Origin of the sequence: Actinoplanes sp. NPDC024001 (genome assembly GCF_040638955.1) — a bacterium.
Taxonomy (GTDB): Bacteria; Actinomycetota; Actinomycetes; order Mycobacteriales; family Micromonosporaceae; genus Actinoplanes.
On the sequence record NZ_JBEZZB010000091.1, the window covers coordinates 26,006 to 41,931 of the forward strand.

Genomic DNA, 15,926 nt, shown 5'->3' on the forward strand with positions numbered 1-15,926 from the left:
TCCGTCGATCCCCCCGCAACGCCTGTGGACGCCCGCCCGCGGCGCTCGGGGCCCGCTGTCCACAGTCCCGTCGCGGCGCCGCCACGGCCCCTAACTTCGGCACGTCCCGTCATCTCCTGGAGGCAGCCGATGAACTCCGACTTCGAGGCCGACACCGAGGCCCTGCGCCGCGATTCCACCGCTCTGACCGGCACCGCGGCCCGGGTGAGCGGGCTGGCCGGCTCGGCGCCGGTCCCCGATCCGGCCCCACGCTGGGGCACCACGAGCGCCGCCGAGCTGGCCACGGCCGCCGCCCGGCAGCTGGTGGCCCACCTCGGCGGCGACGTCGAGGCGACCGCCCGGCAGGTTCGCGAGGCCGCCGAGGCCTATGCGGAGGCCGACGCCCGGGCCGCCACCCGGCTGCGGCTGATCCGATGAGCACGGTCTACGCACGGCTGCGCGTCACCGATCCGGCCCGCTGGCGGGCCGTGGCACTGGCCTGGCGGCGCTGGGCCGCCCTGGCCGGGGCGCTGTGCGGCGAGTTCGGGCCGGCCGCCGCGCGGTTGCGGGAGGTCTGGTCAGGTGCGGCAGCCGACGCGGCCGTGGCGCGGCTGGGCGGGTTCCGCCGGCGGCTGGTCCTCTTCCGGCTGTTCTGCTGGCGGGCCGATCAGGCGCTCAGTGAGTTCGCCGCGGCGCTGGCCCGGGCCCGCACGCTGCTGGACCGGGCACGCCGCCGGGCCGGCCGGTCCGGCCTGGTCATCGACGACGACGGCGCGGTGCGCGGCCCCGCCGCCGACGCGCGGCCGGTGGCGGCGGATCTGGCCCTCGCGATCACGGTCGCCGCGCGGGCCGACGAGGCGGCCGCCGCCAGGCTGGGTGGTCTCACCGGCGCCGCGACCCCACCGGCCGATCCGGTGCGGCCCGGCTGCACGGCCGCTCCGGCCGAGGTGCGGCGCTGGTGGGCCACGCTGTCCCCGGCGGAGCGCAACTGGGTGCTGGCCACCGAGCCCGGTTCGGTGGCGTCCACCGACGGGATCCCGGCCGCCGACCGTGATCTGGCAAACCGTCTGCTGCTGGAGCAGCACCGGGCCGACCTCGGCCGGCTCTCCCGCGGCACCGGCGGGCTCGACGAGCTCACCGCCCGGCTGGAGGACGACGCCGGGCCGCGGGCCTATCTGATGGGGCTGGACACCGCGGGCGACGGGCGGGCGGTGGTGGCGCTCGGCGACCCGGACCGGGCCGGCAACGTGCTCACCCACGTGCCCGGCATGACGTCCGATCTGGCCTCGCTCGGCGGCGAGCTGACCCGGGCCGAGCGGGTCGCGGTCCGCGCCGCTGAGCTGGGCCCGGCCCAGTCGACCAGCGCGGTGCTCTGGCTCGACTACGACGCGCCGGATTTCCTGCACGAGGCGTTCTCGGACCGGCAGGCCCGGGACGGCGCGCCCGAGCTGCGCCGTTTCCAGGACGGCCTGCGCGCCACCCACGACGGTCCGCGGGCGGCCCAGACCGTCCTGGGGCACAGCTACGGTTCGCTGGTCGTCGGCGAGTCGGCGGCGAGTGGGCCGCTGGAGGCCGACCGGGTGGTCCTCGTCGGATCGCCGGGTGTCGGGGTCGACTCGGCCGCCCAGCTCACCGTCCCGGCGGAGCGGGTGTGGTCGTCGACGTCACTGACCGACCCGATTCAGTACCTGGCGGTTCGCCCCGGGACGGGTGAGCTGTGGTTCGGGGAGAACCCGAGCGGGCCCGACTTCGGCGCCCGGGGTTTCCGGAGCCAGCCGGACGCCGGCCACCTGGGTTACTGGGACGTGGGGCGGCCGGCGCTGGACGCGCTGGCCACCCTTGCCCTCGGCGGCGAGCCGGTCACTCGACGGTGACCGACTTGGCCAGGTTCCGCGGCTGGTCCACGTCGTGACCACGGGCCGCCGCGATCTCGCAGGCGAGGATCTGCAGCGGGACCGTGGTCATCAGCGGGGCGAGCAGCGTGGGGGTGTGCGGCACGTGGATCAGGTGGTCGGCGAAGGCCGCCACGGCCTCGTCGCCCTCCTCGGCGATCACGATGGTCCGGGCGCCGCGGGCGCGCACCTCCTGGATGTTGGAGACGACCTTGTCCCGCATCACGCCGCGGCCGGCGGGGGACGGCACCACGCAGACGACCGGGGTGCCCTCGTCGATCAGCGAGATCGGGCCGTGCTTCAGCTCGCCGGCCGCGAAGCCCTCGGCGTGCATGTAAGCGAGCTCCTTCAGCTTCAGCGCGCCCTCCAGTGCCACCGGGAAGCCGACGTGCCGGCCGATGAACAGGATCGTCGAGGCGGTCTTGAGGTCGCGGGCCAGCGCCCGGACGTCCTCCATCCCGTCCAGCAGCGTGCGCAGGCTGTCTGGGGTGGCCTGGAGCTTCTCGACCACGGCGGCGACCTCGTCGGCATACATGACGCCGCGGATCTGCGCGAGGTGCAGGCCGATCAGGTAACAGGCGACCAGCTGGGTGAGGAACGCCTTGGTCGACGCCACCGCGATCTCCGGGCCGCCGTGGGTGTAAAGCACCGCGTCCGACTCGCGCGGGATGGTCGAGCCGTTGGTGTTGCAGATGGCCAGCACCCGGGCCTTCTGCTCCTTGGCGTGCCGCAGCGCCATCAGGGTGTCCATCGTCTCGCCGGACTGGCTGATCACGATGACCAGGGTGGAGCGGTCCAGGATCGGGTCGCGGTAACGGAACTCGCTGGCGAGCTCCACCTCGCACGGGATGCGCACCCAGTGCTCGATGGCGTACTTCGCGACCATGCCGGCGTGGTAAGAGGTGCCGCACGCGACGATGAAGACCTTGTCGACGTCGCGCAGGTCCTGGTCGGTGAGGCGGACCTCGTCCAGGATGATCTCGCCGCGGTCGCTCAGCCGGCCGAGCAGCGTGTCCGCGATGGCCTGCGGCTGCTCGGCGATCTCCTTGAGCATGAAGTACTCGTAACCGCCCTTCTCGGCGGCGGACAGGTCCCAGTCGACGTGGAACTGCTGGCCGGTCGCCGGGGCGCCGTCGAAGTCGGTGATCTCGATGGCGGCCGGGGTGATCAGGACGACCTGGTCCTGGCCGAGCTCGATCGCCTCGCGGGTGTGCTCGATGAACGCCGAGACGTCGCTGGCCAGGAAGTTCTCCCCGTCGCCGCGGCCGACCACGAGCGGCGAGTTGCGCCGGGCGGCGACCACCGCGTCGGGCACCGTCACATCGACGGCGAGCAGCGTGAAGGCGCCCTCGAGCCGGCGGACGGTGCGCCGCATGCCCTCGGCGAGCAGGGCCGGGCCGTCCTCGGCGCCGGCCTCGCGCAGCGCGCGCACCTCGGCGGCGAGCAGGTGCGCCGCGCACTCGGTGTCGGTGTCGCTGCGGAACTCGACGCCGTCCGCCTCGAGCTCGGCGCGCAGCCGGGCGAAGTTCTCGATGATGCCGTTGTGGATGACGGCGACCCGGCCGTCGGCCGAGAGGTGCGGGTGGGCGTTGCGGTCGGTCGGGCCGCCGTGGGTGGCCCACCGGGTGTGCCCGATGCCGGTCACGCCGGTCGCGATGCCGTCGGCGGCGCGCTCGGCGAGCGCCTTCTCCAGGTTGGCCAGCTTGCCGGCCCGCTTCTCGGTCTCGACGCCGTCGCCGTCGATGACGGCGATTCCGGCGGAGTCATATCCCCGGTACTCCAGGCGGCGGAGGCCATCGAGAACGATGCTCAACGCCGGACGATTGCCTACGTAACCCACGATCCCACACATGCCGGGCAGCGTAGCCGACTTTCACTCAAACGTCATGCTCGGGAAGTGCGCTTTCGAGCATGGCATGTGATCGGAACGATAGCCCATCCTCACCACCGGCCCAAACGGGTGGGTGACGATCCAGGTGCACTCCTGGCGTACCGTCGGCTACGGCACCCCACCCGGGAGGAAAGATGAGCGAGCCGCCCCAGCCGCCCCGGCCGCCGGAGTTCACACCCGGGCAGGCCACCCCGCCGCCGCACGAGCCGGCGCCGGAGTACCCGCCGACCTCGCAGTTCCCGCCGGTGAACTACGCGCCGCCGGGCTACACACCGGACTACGGTCAGCCCCCGCCCGGCGGCTATCCGCAGACCGGCTACCTCCCCCCGGCGTACCCGGAGCACCCCGGCTACCCGGGCCAGCCCGGTTACGGCGCGCCGCCACCGCCGCGCAAGAGCAACAAGCCCCTGATCGCGGTCATCGTCGCGGTGTCGCTGCTGCTCTGCGGCGGCGTGATCACCTCGGGCGTGCTGCTGGTGCAGCGGGCCACCCAGGAGGTGCAGGAGGCCACCGACGAGGCGCGGGAGGCCGCCGATCCCTACCTGAACCCGTCACTGCCCACCGACCTGCCGGCGCTGCCCACCGATCTGCCCGAGCTGCCGACCGATTTGCCCAATCTTCCCGGCCTCGACGAGGGCCCGGAAATCACCGTGACGTATGAGGTGACCGGCGACGGTCCGGCGAACATCGTCTACGCCGAACAGTTGGGCGGCACCCCCAAAGTGCTCGACAACGTCGACCTCCCGTGGAAGGTGACCACCACGATGAAGGGCGCGGCGTTCGTCTGGTTGACCGCCGGTCGCGGCACCAACGACACCGGTTCCATCTCCTGTCGGGCCTCGATCGACGGCGAAGAGGTCGTCAAGAAGAGCGCCGAGGGCAGCTGGGCCTCCACCACCTGCACCAAGCTGGTCTTCCGGTGAGGGCGCGGTGACCGACCCGCTGGTGGAACGGATGCGCCCGTTCGGGACCACGATCTTCACCGAGATGTCGGCGCTGGCCCTGCGTACCGGTGCGGTCAACCTGGGTCAGGGTTTTCCGGACTCGGACGGCCCGGCCGAGATGCTCGCCGCGGCCGCCGAGGCGCTGGCCTCCGGCGCCAACCAGTACCCTCCGCTCGCCGGCATCCCCGCGTTGCGCACCGCGATCACGGCCCACGAGCAGCGGTTCTGGGGCCTGACCCGGGACCCGGACTCCGAGGTCGCGGTGACGGCCGGCGCCACCGAGGCGATCGCCGCGACGATCCTGGCGCTCTGTGAGGCCGGCGACGAGGTGGTCTGCTTCGAGCCGTACTACGACTCCTACGCAGCCTCGATCACACTGGCCGGTGCGGTCCGCCGCCCGGTCACCCTGCGTCCCGGCCCCGACGGGCGGTACGAGTTCGACGAGGGCCAGCTGCGGGCCGCCTTCGGCCCCCGGACCCGGCTGGTGCTGCTGAACTCACCGCACAACCCGACCGGCAAGGTCTTCACGCCGCGGGAGCTGGGCCTGATCGCCGAGCTCTGCCAGGAGCACGACGTCTACGCGGTCACCGACGAGGTCTACGAACATCTCGTCTTCTCCGACGCCACCGCCGCGCACACCCCGCTGGCGGCCCTGCCCGGGATGCGCGAGCGCACGCTGCGGGTCTCCTCGGCCGGCAAGACGTTCTCCTGCACCGGCTGGAAGATCGGCTGGGCCACCGGACCGGCCCGGCTGGTCTCCGCGGTGCTGCGGGTGAAACAGTTCCTGACCTTCGTCAACGGCGCCCCGCTGCAGCCCGCCGTCGCCGTGGCGCTGGGCCTGCCGGACTCCTATTTCACCGGCTTCACGCAGAGCCTCCAGGAGCGCCGGGACCGGCTCGTGTCCGGGCTGGCCGACGCCGGCCTGACCGTGCTGCCGTCCGAGGGCACCTACTTCGTGACCGTCGACATCCGCTCTCGTGGCGGCACCGACGGCATCGAGTTCTGCCGGCAGCTGCCGGAGCGCTGCGGCGTCGTGGCGGTGCCGACCCAGGTCTTCTACGACCATCAAGACGCGGGCCGGCACCTCGTCCGGTTCGCCTTCTGCAAGCGCGCCGAGGTGATCGACGAGGCAGTGCGGCGACTCAAGACGCTGAGATGAGCCTTTTCACCCTGGCGTCGGGCCGAAAAGTGCCCGGGCTGCCGGCCAGGGCCCGGTGGTGCGGCCCTGGCCACGGTGAAAAAGGTTCCCTGATCAGGCCGGGCTGGCCGCGCTGACCTCGGCGGCGATCCGCTCGGCCACGCTGCGCGCCTGCTCCTCGGTGGCGGCCTCGACCATCACCCGGACCAGCGGCTCGGTGCCGGACGGGCGCAGCAGCACCCGGCCGGTCTCGCCCAGCTCGTTCTCGGCGAGGGCGACAGCCGCCTGCACGGTCGGGGCGGCCGCACCGGCGTCCCGGTCGCCGACCTTCACGTTGATCAGGACCTGCGGCAGCTTGTGCACCACGGCGGCCAGGTCGGCCAGCGACTTGCCGCTCGCCGCGACCTGGGCGGCCAGGTGCAGGCCGGTCAGCACGCCGTCGCCGGTGGTGGCGAAAGCGGGCATCACGATGTGCCCGCTCTGCTCGCCGCCGAGGGCCAGCCCGTCGTTCTGCAGCTCCTCCAGCACGTACCGGTCGCCGACCTTGGTCTCGACCAGCCGGATGCCGGCCTGCTTCATCGCGATCCGCAGCCCGAGGTTGCTCATCACCGTGGCGACCAGCGTGTCCTCGGTCAGCGTGCCGGCGTCGCGCATCGCCAGCGCCAGGATCGCCATGATCTGGTCGCCGTCGACGACCTCGCCGGCGGCGGTGACCGCCAGGCAGCGGTCGGCGTCGCCGTCGTGCGCCAGGCCGAGGTCGGCGCCCTCCCGCAGGACGGCCTCGCGCACCTTGTCGAGGTGCGTCGAGCCGCAGTCGTCGTTGATGTTGAGACCGTCCGGGTCCGCGTGGATCGCGATGACCTCGGCACCGGCCTCCCGGTACGCGACCGGGCCGACCTCGCTGGCCGCGCCGTTCGCGCAGTCCACCACGATCTTGATGCCGTCGAGCCGGTGCGGCAGCGACTCGATCAGGTGCTTGATGTAGTGCTCGGCGCCGTCCAGCAGGTCGTGCACCCGGCCGATCCCGGCGCCGGTCGGGCGGCCGAGCAGCCCGTGCCCGTCCTCGACGGCACGCTCGATCCGCTCCTCCAGCTCGTCCGGCAGCTTGGTGCCACCGGCGGCGAAGAGCTTGATGCCGTTGTCCGGCATGGGGTTGTGCGAGGCGGAGAGCATCACGCCGAGGTCGGCGTTGGTCTGCCCGACGAGGTACGCCACCGCGGGGGTGGGCAGCACGCCGACCCGCACGACGTTGGCGCCGGCACTGGTCAGGCCCGCGACGACCGCGGCCTCCAGCATCTCGCCGCTGGCTCGCGGATCGCGCCCCACGATGGCCAGCGGCTGGTGGCTGCTGTCGGTCTCGACCAGAACGCGCGCGGCCGCGACCGCGACCTGCAGGGCCAGTTCGGGGGTGAGCAGGTCGCCGTTCGCGAGGCCGCGAACGCCGTCAGTGCCGAAGAGTCGCCCCATGGCGGCTTCCTTTCGCCGGTAACACGCTGGGCTCCAAGCCTGCAACAGGATGCCGTGCATCCAGGAGTACCGGAACGGCTAGTTGGGAGGGGATGAAAACGGCGACGGCCGAGCACGCCCCCTGGACTGGAGGTGCGCTCGACCGTCGGTCAGAAGCGGCGCAAAAATCAGCGCTTCGAGTACTGCGGAGCCTTACGGGCCTTCTTGAGACCGTACTTCTTGCTCTCCTTGACCCGGGCGTCACGGGTCAGGAAGCCGGCCTTCTTCAGGGCGGGGCGGTCGTCCGGCTCGTTCACGATGAGGGCCCGGGCGATGGCGAGGCGCAGGGCGCCGGCCTGACCGGTGATGCCGCCACCGCGGAGGTTCGCGATCACGTCGTACTGTTCGGTGCGCTCGGCGGTGACGAGCGGCTCACGGATGAGCTGCTGGTTCACCTTGCTCGGGAAGTAGTTCTCGAGGTCGCGACCGTTGCAAGTGATCTTGCCGGTGCCGGGGACGAGACGCACCCGGACGATGGCTTCCTTGCGACGGCCGACGGTCTGAACGGGACGGTCACCGGGACGCGGGGCGCGGACCGGGGCCGGCGCGGGCGCCTCGACGACGACAACCGTCTCAGCGGGCTCCTCGACAGTCTCGACGGTCTCGACGACCTCGGGCTCGACGATGTCGGTCATGCTGCTGCCTTCTCCCGCGCTCACTGCGCGATCTGCTTGATTTCGAACGGCTGCGGCTGCTGGGCGGCGTGCGGGTGCTCGGCACCCGGGTACACCTTCAGCTTCTTGATGATCTGCCGCGCAAGCTTGTTGTGCGGGAGCATGCCCTTGACGGCCAGCTCGATCGCCTTCTCGGGGCGCTTGGACAGCAGCTCCTCGTAGCCGACCTGCTTCAGACCACCCGGGTAGCCGGAGTGGCGGTAGGCGACCTTGGTCTGCCGCTTGTTGCCGGTCAGCGCGACCTTGCCGGCGTTGATGATCACCACGAAATCGCCGGTGTCGACGTGCGGGGCGAACGTGGGCTTGTGCTTGCCACGCAGCAGGTTCGCGGTGTGGGTGGCCAGGCGGCCCAGAACGACGTCAGAAGCGTCGATAATGTGCCACTGACGCTCGATCTCACCCGGCTTCGGGCTGTACGTACGCACAGAATTACCTTGTCTCGTCGTCGGTCTGGGGGCGCGCACTGGTCGCATCATGTCGATGCGTCAAGCGACCCCGCACAGGGACCACTCGCAAACAGTCGCACAACAGCAGGCAACAATACCCGGCTACGCGGCGAGCGGTCAAAACAGGCGCTGATCAGGGCACCAGCAAACCGGCGAGCATCCTGGTTGCAGACACTCAGCCCCGGCGGAACCCCAAACGAGGCAAGCATACTCCGCCCCGCCGGCGCGCCCGAAGCGGGTGTCGGAACCCACTCTGCCTGACGTAGCAGGCTTGAAACAAACGGGACGCTCCACCGAAATTCGCCCCCGGCACGCTTCCAGGCATGGCCAACGGTGCGGACCTTCCAACGATGCGGACCGCGATTGGCCGGTGCCGCCCTCGCTGGCGCACCATGGAGAGACCACCGTCAGGGTTGAGGACGGACCTGACGGTGTCCGTCGGACCGGTTCGCCGGTTCGGCGAGGAGGAGTCGCGGCGTGTCCCGGATGGAGGCACGGCGAGGAACGCAGGCGTGACATGGGAGCGGGTCAACGCTGAGGACGGCGGGCTTCGAGCGTGCCCTTCGGTGGACCGTTCGGCCACGCCGCGACTTCTCGGCCCGGGGATCGGATGACGGAGCGGGCCCCGGGCACCCGCCGGGCTGTGCTGTCCGAGGCCGCCCTGGCCGAGCCGGCCGCGTCCCTGTCCGGTTACACCATCGGGGTCACCGCCGACCGTCGTAAGGACGAGCTCGCCACCCTTCTCGAGGCTCGCGGCGCCCGCGTCGTGCTGGCGCCCGCGCTGCGCATCGTGCCGATCGCCGACGACGCCGAGCTGCGGGCCGCGACCCGGGCCTGCCTGGACACCCCGCCCGACGTCGTCCTGGTCAACACCGGGATCGGCATGCGCGGGTGGATGGAGGCGGCCGACGGGTGGGGGCTGGCGGAGCCGCTGCGCACCGTGCTCTCCCGCGCCTATCTGGTGGCCCGGGGCCCGAAGGCGCGCGCCGCGGTCCGTACGGCGGGCCTGCACGACCAGTGGTCCCCCGACGGAGAGGGGTTCGAGGAGGTCGTCGACCACCTGACCGCCCGTGGCATCGCCGGCCTTACCGTGGCGATGCAGCTGCACGGGGAGAGCCAGCCGGAATACACCGAGGCCCTGCAATCGGCCGGCGCCCGGGTGATCGAGGTGCCGGTCTACCGCTGGGCGCCGCCGACCGATCCGGCGCCGCTGCACCGGCTGGTCGATCTGATCATCGGCAAGCTGGTGGACGCTGTGACGTTCACCTCCGCCGCCGCGGTCCAGGCCGTGCTGCGGGCCGCCGGCGCCGGGACCGACACCCTCCTCGACGCCCTTCGCCGGGACGTGCTCGCCGCCTGCGTCGGCCCGGTCACCGCGGCCCCGCTGCGCCGCCACGACGTGCCGGTCGCCATGCCCGGCCGGGCCCGGCTCAGCGCGCTGGTCCGCACCATCGTCGAGGAGCTGCCGAAGCGCGCCGTCACCCTGCAGGTCTCCGGCCACTCGCTGGTCCTGCGCGGGCACGCCGCGATCGTCGACGGGGAGCTGCGCCAACTGGCGCCGGCGCCGATGGCGGTCCTGCGCGCCCTGGCCGAGTCGCCGGGGCGGGTGCTCTCCCGCGCCGCCCTGCTGCAAGCGCTCCCCCGGGGCGCCGACGAGCACGCGGTCGAGATGGCGGTGGCCCGGCTGCGGGCGGGCCTGGCCATCCCCGGCGTGGTCCAAACCGTGGTCAAGCGCGGTTACCGGATCTCGGCCTAGCCGACCGGGGTCGGGTGGCCCTTCTCGTGCTCGGCCACCAGCGTCGCCATGGCGTGCTCGACGACACCGATCAGCACCGCCTTGACCGAGTCGCGGTGCCGCGCGTCGCACATCACCAGTGGCACCCGGGCTGGGATGGCGAGCGCCTCGCGCACCTCCTCCGGCTCGTAGCGGGGTGCGTTGTCGAAGCAGTTCACCGCGACCAGGTACGGCAGGTGCCGGTTCTCGAAGTAGTCCAGTGGGGCGAACGCGTCGGTGAGCCGCCGCGTGTCGACGAGCACGGCCGCACCCACCGCACCCCGGATCAGCTCGTCCCACATGAACCAGAAGCGGGTCTGCCCTGGTGTGCCGAACAGGTAGAGGATGAGGTCGTCGGCCATGGTGATCCGGCCGAAGTCCATCGCCACGGTGGTGCTGCCCTTGCCTGGCACCTTCGACGAGTCGTCGATGCCGACTCCGGCCGCGGTCATCACGGCCTCGGTGGTCAGCGGTTCGATCTCGGAGACCGCCCCGACCAGGGTCGTCTTGCCCACGCCGAAACCACCGGCGACGACGATCTTCGCGGAGGTGATCTCCATGGGATGCGTCCCCGTTCGCGTCCCGACCGGCTCAGAGCTTGCGAAGTCCACTCAACACCCTTCCCAGCAGATCCATCCGCTCCGTGAAACCCGTCCGGGGAGCGGCACTGTGCAGCTGTAACAGCCCGTCGGCGACCATGTCGGCGACGATCACCCGGGTGACGCCGAGCGGCAACCGGGTCAGCGCCGCGAGTTCGGCCAGTGATTGGGCCTTCGGCTCGCACAGCACGGCGATGCGGTACTTGTCATGTCCGGCGAACCGCGCTTCCTGCACGGCCGCCGCCGAGGCGATCAGAACCGCCTCGATCGGGATGTCCCTGATCGGTTCGGTCCGGCCGCGCGTGACCGCGTACGGCCGCACCAGGTTGCCCCGGGGATCGTGCGGCTCTGTCATGTCGCGGTCACCTCGTCTCCGCCAGGGTCCAGCCCCGGCGTCTAGTGGCTGACGGCCTCGCGCGCCGCCGGCGACAACGCCGCCCCGACCCGCTCCACCAGCAGGGCCATCTCATAGCCGACCTGCCCGACGTCGCAGCTGCGCGCCGCCAGGACGGCCATCGAGGAACCGTCGCTGATGGACATCAGGAAAAGATAGCCGCTGTCCATTTCGATGATGGTCTGTTGCACCTTTCCCGCGCTGAACATCCGAGACGCACCGTCGGTGAGACTGACCACACCGGACGTGATGGCGGCGAGCTGGTCCGCACGGTCGCCTGGCAGATCCCGCGACGAGGCCAGCAGGATGCCGTCCGCCGAGACCGCGATGACGTGCGCGATGCCGGCGACGCTGTCGGCAAAGTTGCTGAGCAGCCAGCCCATGTCATGCATGGTGGGGGGCCTGGTCACTGTTCGCTCTCCTTAGGAACCCGTGTTGCCGCGGCGGCGGCATCGGCTACGCCGTCCGTCCGCCCCCGTTGCACCCCTCGGTGGTACGCGGACAGCAGTCCACGCACCTCGTCGGGGCTCCGACGGTTCTGTGCCCGCTGTGGCGACTGCACCCCTCCGGGCACGAGTTGAGCCTGCGGTACCCGCTTCGGTAGCCCGGATCGTGTGATGCCACCGTCGCGCGGGACAGCGGCGGCCATGGCGCGGTTCCAGCCCTCGTCGGCCGCCGTCCGCCACCGCTCGTCCCCCGCCGAGCCGGGCGCCGGCGGCGGGGCCGCAGGCACCGAAACCGGAGGCGCTGAAACCGGAGGCGCCGGCACCGGTGGAGGGGAGGCCGGCGGGGAGGCCGGCGGGCTCGAGGCGGGCACGGCCGACACCGGCGACGCGCTCGGCGGCGGTGCGTAACCGGCGGTCGGCATGCCCCGCTGATCGGGCTCGTCGCCACCGGTGAACCAGCTGTGCTGCATCTCCACCTGGATCGGCGACGGCAGCGCCGCCACCGCCGCCTCCCAGCCCGGTGCGGTGACCCCGGCCGGCGCGGTGACCCCGGCGGGTGCGGCCGCCATGGCCGTCGTCTCCGCGGGCTTCGGGCTGCGCGACGGCAGCGGCGGCCGGTCCGGCGTCGGCCGCAGATCCAGTTCGGACGGTGGCGCGCCGGCCTGCCGCGGCGCCCGGAACGCCGGCTCCGCGAGCGTGGCCGCAGCCGTGGATGCGGGTGCGGGTGCGGGTGCGGACCGGATCGGCGGTCGCGGCTCCGGAATCCGGGCCGGTGGCGGCCCCGGCCGGGTCCAGCTCGCCGCTCGCGCCGGCGCGGCCGGCACGCCGGGCATCACCACGATGTCGGACGGGAGCACGACCTCGGCGATCGTGCCGCCCTCGAGGCTCGGCCGCAGTTCGACGTCGATGCCGTGCCGGGCGGCCAGTCGGGCGACGACCGCGAAGCCCATCAGCCGGAACGCCGAGACGTCCACCTCGGTGGGCTCGGCGAGCCGCCGGTTGATCTGTTCCATCTGGTCGGTGGAGATACCGAGCCCGCGGTCCTCCACCTGGACCAGAACGTGGTCCCCGGTCCGGCCGCCGTGTGCCACCACCACGGTGTTCGGCGGGGAGAACCGGGTCGCGTTGTCGAGCAGTTCGGCGATCAGGCGTACCACGTCGTTGACCGCGGCCGCGGCGATCAGGATGTCGGTGTCGATCGTGCCGAACTCGATCCGGTGGTAAAGCTCCACTTCGGACTGGGCGGCGCGCAGCGCGTCGATCAGCAGCGCGTCCTCCCGCCGCGGGGCGCCGACCTCGGCGCCCGCCAGCACCAGCAGGTTCTCGTCGTTGCGGCGCATCCGGGTGGCGAGGTGGTCCAGCTCGAAGAGCCGGGCCAGCCGCTTCGGGTCCTCCTCCAGGCGCTCGATCTGGTCGAGTTCGCCGATCATCCGGTCGACCAGGGACTGGCTGCGCCGGGCCAGGCTGAGGAACATCGTCGACACGCTCGTCCGCAGCGCGGCCTGTTCGGCGGCGACCCGGATGGCTTCCCGGTGCACCATGTTGAACGCCTCGGCGACCTGGCCGAACTCGTCGCGGTCGGTGACCCGGATCGGGTCCCGGGTCTGCGCGATGATCCGGTCCACGCCGCCCTCGCCGAGGTTCTCCGCGTCCTGCAGCCGGTTGACGGCTTCGGGCAGATCCCGGTGGGCCACCGCCAGGGCGCCCTCGCGCAGCCGGCGGACCGCCAGGTGCAGGGCACGCCCCAGATAGAAGGCCAGGGCGACGGCCGTGATCAGGATCAGCAGGACGAGGACGAACTCCAGGGTGGCCCGCTGCGAGCTGCTCTTGCTGCCGTCCTCCGCGGCCGCCACGGCCTGCGACTCGAGTTGCCGCTCCACACCGCGGAACAGCTCGATGACGTCGGTGAAGGCGGCGGCGATCTCGGTCGGCGCGACCGCGGCCGGCCCGGTGAGCCGGGTCGCGAGGGCGTCCGCCCCGGCCAGGGTCTCGTCGCCGAACGCCGCGTCGACCAGGGCGACCTGGCGGGCGGCGGCGATCGCGCGGAAATCGGCGAGCGCGTCGGTCCGGATCGCCTGCGCCGCGACGAGCGCCCGCTGCCGTTCCGCGCCGGCGTCGCCGGTCACCCGGGCCACGTAGGTGACCGCGGCCTGCTCCGCCGCGGCGGCCTCGGCCTTGGTGAAGACGGCCAGCGCGCGCAGGTTGTCGGCGACCACGCCGGGCTCGGCGATCTGGCTCAGCGCCGTGTCGTACCCGGCCAGGCCGGCCAGGGTCGCGCTGTACCGCTGGGCGACCTCGGCGACGGCCGCGGTGTTCCGCTCGCCGACTCCGGCCCGGATCTCGGCGAGGGCGCCCAGCTCCCGCTCGATCGCCGCGAGCCGGTCGTTGACCTTGGCGGGCACCTCAGCGATCACCGAGCGGTTGGTCCGGAAGATTTGCGCCTGCGCGTCCACCGACTTGACGGCTTCCCGGAACCCGGTCGCCGCGGTCTCCGGCGCACCGAGGTACGCCAGAGCCGCCATCCGCTCGTCGTGCAGGAGCCGGGTCAGGTTCGACAGGTCGGTGCCGAGTTCGGCGAGCTCAGCCACCCGGGAGGCGTCACCGGCGCGCTCGCCGACGTCGATCAGCCGGATGGTCGCCAGCCCGAGCACCGCCGCCAGCGGCAGGAACAGCAGGGCCGCGAGCTTGGCCCGGATCCGCGCGTCCCGCAGGCGCGGGAGGCCGCCACGTCGCGCAGCCAGGGTCGAGGATCCCGTGCTCACGACAACTCCTTCACGGTCAGCCGGCTCGCCGGAAACTGCGGTCCGGCCCCGTCCGGTGCCCGCAGCAAAGCCCGCGCCGTTTTCGGCACGGCGGCGATTTCACCAGAACGCCGGTGCGTTTGGGAAGCCTGGAACCTCCCGGTAAGGCCACCGCTGTCCAGGTGATAACCGCGCGGGAGAGCCGAACCCGCTCGCTCCCACGACGTTGACGTGCGCGAATGCGTCACGCGCAACCGTCCGTGATGTCGCGGTCACCGAACACCATCACGATTCCAACCACTATGTGGGACTTCCGTCCCGCAACCTCGGTTTTTGACTGGCGTCTCACGTTCGCAAGGTTTGCCGGGAGGCGACGGACTCATTGTCCGTGCGGGGGTAGTGTCCACTGCGGACGGTCGCGCTGGCAAATATTCCGTACGTCGCCTCGAAGTCACTCTGTGTGGTGAATATGCGGAGGCGCGACTTTAGGCTCCCTTAAGAAGCGGGCACCGGACTGGCGCGCCGCACGACCCATTCCGTAACGTGCCCGGCATGGCATTTCGGAGCTGGGTGAAGCTGTTGGCCACGACATTCACGGCAGCGGCCGTGGTCGGGGCCGGCCAGCTCGGCATCGCCTACGGGCTCGGCATAGTGCGACTCGACCAGGACCTCGACATCACCCTGCGTGATCAGTGGACGTCACAGCTCGCCTGGGTCGCATGGATCACGATGACCGCCGCGGCGGTCGCCGCGATCATCGGCACCGGCTTCCGCCCCAGGTGGCGCCCGCAGCCGGTGGGTCCCGGCGGGGCACTCGCGATGGGTCTCGCGGCGGGCGCCGGAGCACTGGCGGTGCTTCCGCTGACCATGCAGCCGGCCCGGTCCGCGCAGGTCGACGGCGTCCAGCCGGTGCTGGTCATCGGGATCTGCGCCGCCCTCGGCGCCGCGGCGGGCATCTTCGCCGCCTGGGCGGCCGCCGCCAAGGCGGTGGCCCGGTGGAACCTGGCCGCGCTGACCGTTCTGGTGTGGACGGTGGGGCTCGTCTCCGTCGCGCCGTCGCTGCTGCCCGGCCGAACCCCGGCCGCGGTGCGGCTCGGCGTGCTCGACGGCAGCCTGATCCCGCCGGCCATCGCCGAGCACACCCCGTTCCTCACCATGCCGACGCTCTCCCTGCTCGCCGGCCTGGTGCTCGGCTGGGTGGCCCGGGGCCGGCAGATGTCGCTGTTCGCGGTCGCGCTCACCGGGCTGGCCGGGCCCGCCCTGCTCACGGTCGCCTACCTGATCGCGGGCCCCGGCTCGTCGACGGCGATCGACCTCACGCCGTACTGGGCGGCGATGACCGCGAGCGGCGCCGGCGTCCTCGGCTCCGTGCTGGCCGCCATCGTGCGCGGCACACCCGAGCCGGCCCCAGACGGTGCCGTCGCTGGAGACCCGTGACCTGATCGCCAGCGCGGCGCTGCAGGTCTTCATCGGCGCCGCGCTGGGCTTCCTGACGCTGATGC

The 15,926-nt window shown here is 72.2% G+C and carries 14 protein-coding genes; 6 read left to right on the top strand and 8 right to left on the bottom strand.

Going from position 1 to position 15,926, the window contains the following annotated elements; translation table 11 throughout:
• The first annotated feature begins 129 nt into the window (after positions 1-129).
• Both AB0F81_RS30670 and AB0F81_RS30675 read left to right on the top strand, forming a co-directional pair.
• On the top strand, positions 130-417 hold the full coding sequence (locus AB0F81_RS30670; RefSeq protein WP_360202828.1) for a hypothetical protein: 288 nt from the start codon (positions 130-132) through the stop codon (positions 415-417).
• On the top strand, positions 414-1,853 hold the full coding sequence (locus tag AB0F81_RS30675; protein WP_360202829.1) for an alpha/beta hydrolase: 1,440 nt from the start codon (positions 414-416) through the stop codon (positions 1,851-1,853). The genes AB0F81_RS30670 and AB0F81_RS30675 overlap by 4 nt, the downstream gene beginning before the upstream one ends.
• On the opposite strand, the gene glmS is transcribed toward AB0F81_RS30675, so the two are convergent.
• Positions 1,840-3,723 (bottom strand): glutamine--fructose-6-phosphate transaminase (isomerizing), encoded by a 1,884-nt coding sequence (glmS, locus tag AB0F81_RS30680; RefSeq protein WP_360202831.1) that lies wholly within the window; start codon positions 3,721-3,723, stop codon positions 1,840-1,842. The two genes, AB0F81_RS30675 and glmS, sit on opposite strands and share 14 nt — an antisense overlap.
• A gap of 173 nt (positions 3,724-3,896) precedes the next feature.
• Here glmS and AB0F81_RS30685 point away from each other — a divergent pair, with 173 nt between their 5' ends.
• On the top strand, positions 3,897-4,685 hold the full coding sequence (locus tag AB0F81_RS30685; RefSeq protein WP_360202832.1) for an MmpS family transport accessory protein: 789 nt from the start codon (positions 3,897-3,899) through the stop codon (positions 4,683-4,685).
• Between the two features lie 7 nt (positions 4,686-4,692).
• Positions 4,693-5,865: a pyridoxal phosphate-dependent aminotransferase gene (locus AB0F81_RS30690; RefSeq protein ID WP_360202834.1), complete on the top strand. Its 1,173-nt coding sequence runs from the start codon at positions 4,693-4,695 to the stop codon at positions 5,863-5,865.
• Between the two features lie 93 nt (positions 5,866-5,958).
• Here the strand turns inward: AB0F81_RS30690 and glmM are convergent, their stop codons facing one another.
• The 3 genes from glmM to rplM form a co-directional block, all read right to left on the bottom strand.
• Positions 5,959-7,311, bottom strand: coding sequence for a phosphoglucosamine mutase (gene glmM / locus AB0F81_RS30695; RefSeq protein ID WP_360202835.1), 1,353 nt, complete (start codon positions 7,309-7,311; stop codon positions 5,959-5,961).
• 167 nt (positions 7,312-7,478) lie between these two features.
• Positions 7,479-7,985, bottom strand: coding sequence for a 30S ribosomal protein S9 (rpsI, locus tag AB0F81_RS30700; RefSeq protein WP_328465041.1), 507 nt, complete (start codon positions 7,983-7,985; stop codon positions 7,479-7,481).
• Positions 7,986-8,005: 20 nt separating this feature from the next.
• Entirely contained in the window at positions 8,006-8,449 is a 444-nt protein-coding gene (gene rplM / locus AB0F81_RS30705) for a 50S ribosomal protein L13 (protein WP_328465039.1), read from the bottom strand.
• A 631-nt stretch (positions 8,450-9,080) separates the two neighbouring features.
• Here rplM and AB0F81_RS30710 point away from each other — a divergent pair.
• Positions 9,081-10,226, top strand: coding sequence for a uroporphyrinogen-III synthase (locus tag AB0F81_RS30710; RefSeq protein WP_360202838.1), 1,146 nt, complete (start codon positions 9,081-9,083; stop codon positions 10,224-10,226).
• On the opposite strand, the gene AB0F81_RS30715 is transcribed toward AB0F81_RS30710, so the two are convergent.
• Genes AB0F81_RS30715 through AB0F81_RS30730 form a run of 4 tightly spaced genes read right to left on the bottom strand, consistent with a single transcriptional unit; the run spans position 10,223 to position 14,445 of the window.
• On the bottom strand, positions 10,223-10,804 hold the full coding sequence (locus AB0F81_RS30715; protein WP_360202840.1) for an ATP/GTP-binding protein: 582 nt from the start codon (positions 10,802-10,804) through the stop codon (positions 10,223-10,225). The two genes, AB0F81_RS30710 and AB0F81_RS30715, sit on opposite strands and share 4 nt — an antisense overlap.
• 31 nt (positions 10,805-10,835) lie before the next feature.
• Entirely contained in the window at positions 10,836-11,198 is a 363-nt protein-coding gene (locus tag AB0F81_RS30720; protein ID WP_360202842.1) for a DUF742 domain-containing protein, read from the bottom strand.
• A 41-nt stretch (positions 11,199-11,239) separates the two neighbouring features.
• Positions 11,240-11,647, bottom strand: coding sequence for a roadblock/LC7 domain-containing protein (locus tag AB0F81_RS30725; protein WP_196415106.1), 408 nt, complete (start codon positions 11,645-11,647; stop codon positions 11,240-11,242).
• Complete coding sequence (locus AB0F81_RS30730) at positions 11,644-14,445, bottom strand: nitrate- and nitrite sensing domain-containing protein (RefSeq protein ID WP_360202844.1); 2,802 nt, start codon at positions 14,443-14,445, stop codon at positions 11,644-11,646. Before AB0F81_RS30730 ends, AB0F81_RS30725 begins: the two co-directional genes overlap by 4 nt.
• A gap of 531 nt (positions 14,446-14,976) precedes the next feature.
• Between AB0F81_RS30730 and AB0F81_RS30735 the strand changes: the two genes are divergently transcribed.
• The gene (locus AB0F81_RS30735; protein ID WP_360202845.1) at positions 14,977-15,861 is read left to right on the top strand and encodes a hypothetical protein; all 885 of its coding nucleotides are present in this window, start codon (positions 14,977-14,979) and stop codon (positions 15,859-15,861) included.
• Positions 15,862-15,926 lie beyond the last annotated feature (65 nt).

What these genes read in the sequence shown, in the direction of transcription:
- glmS (WP_360202831.1), bottom strand. Translation starts at nt 3,723, where the DNA reads ATGTGTGGGATCGTGGGTTACGTAGGCAATCGTCCGGCGTTGAGCATC.
- AB0F81_RS30720 (WP_360202842.1), bottom strand. Translation starts at nt 11,198, where the DNA reads ATGACAGAGCCGCACGATCCCCGGGGCAACCTGGTGCGGCCGTACGCG.
- AB0F81_RS30735 (WP_360202845.1), top strand. Translation starts at nt 14,977, where the DNA reads ATGGCATTTCGGAGCTGGGTGAAGCTGTTGGCCACGACATTCACGGCA.
- AB0F81_RS30675 (WP_360202829.1), top strand. Translation starts at nt 414, where the DNA reads ATGAGCACGGTCTACGCACGGCTGCGCGTCACCGATCCGGCCCGCTGG.
- glmM (WP_360202835.1), bottom strand. Translation starts at nt 7,311, where the DNA reads ATGGGGCGACTCTTCGGCACTGACGGCGTTCGCGGCCTCGCGAACGGC.
- AB0F81_RS30715 (WP_360202840.1), bottom strand. Translation starts at nt 10,804, where the DNA reads ATGGAGATCACCTCCGCGAAGATCGTCGTCGCCGGTGGTTTCGGCGTG.
- rpsI (WP_328465041.1), bottom strand. Translation starts at nt 7,985, where the DNA reads ATGACCGACATCGTCGAGCCCGAGGTCGTCGAGACCGTCGAGACTGTC.
- AB0F81_RS30685 (WP_360202832.1), top strand. Translation starts at nt 3,897, where the DNA reads ATGAGCGAGCCGCCCCAGCCGCCCCGGCCGCCGGAGTTCACACCCGGG.
- AB0F81_RS30710 (WP_360202838.1), top strand. Translation starts at nt 9,081, where the DNA reads ATGACGGAGCGGGCCCCGGGCACCCGCCGGGCTGTGCTGTCCGAGGCC.
- AB0F81_RS30670 (WP_360202828.1), top strand. Translation starts at nt 130, where the DNA reads ATGAACTCCGACTTCGAGGCCGACACCGAGGCCCTGCGCCGCGATTCC.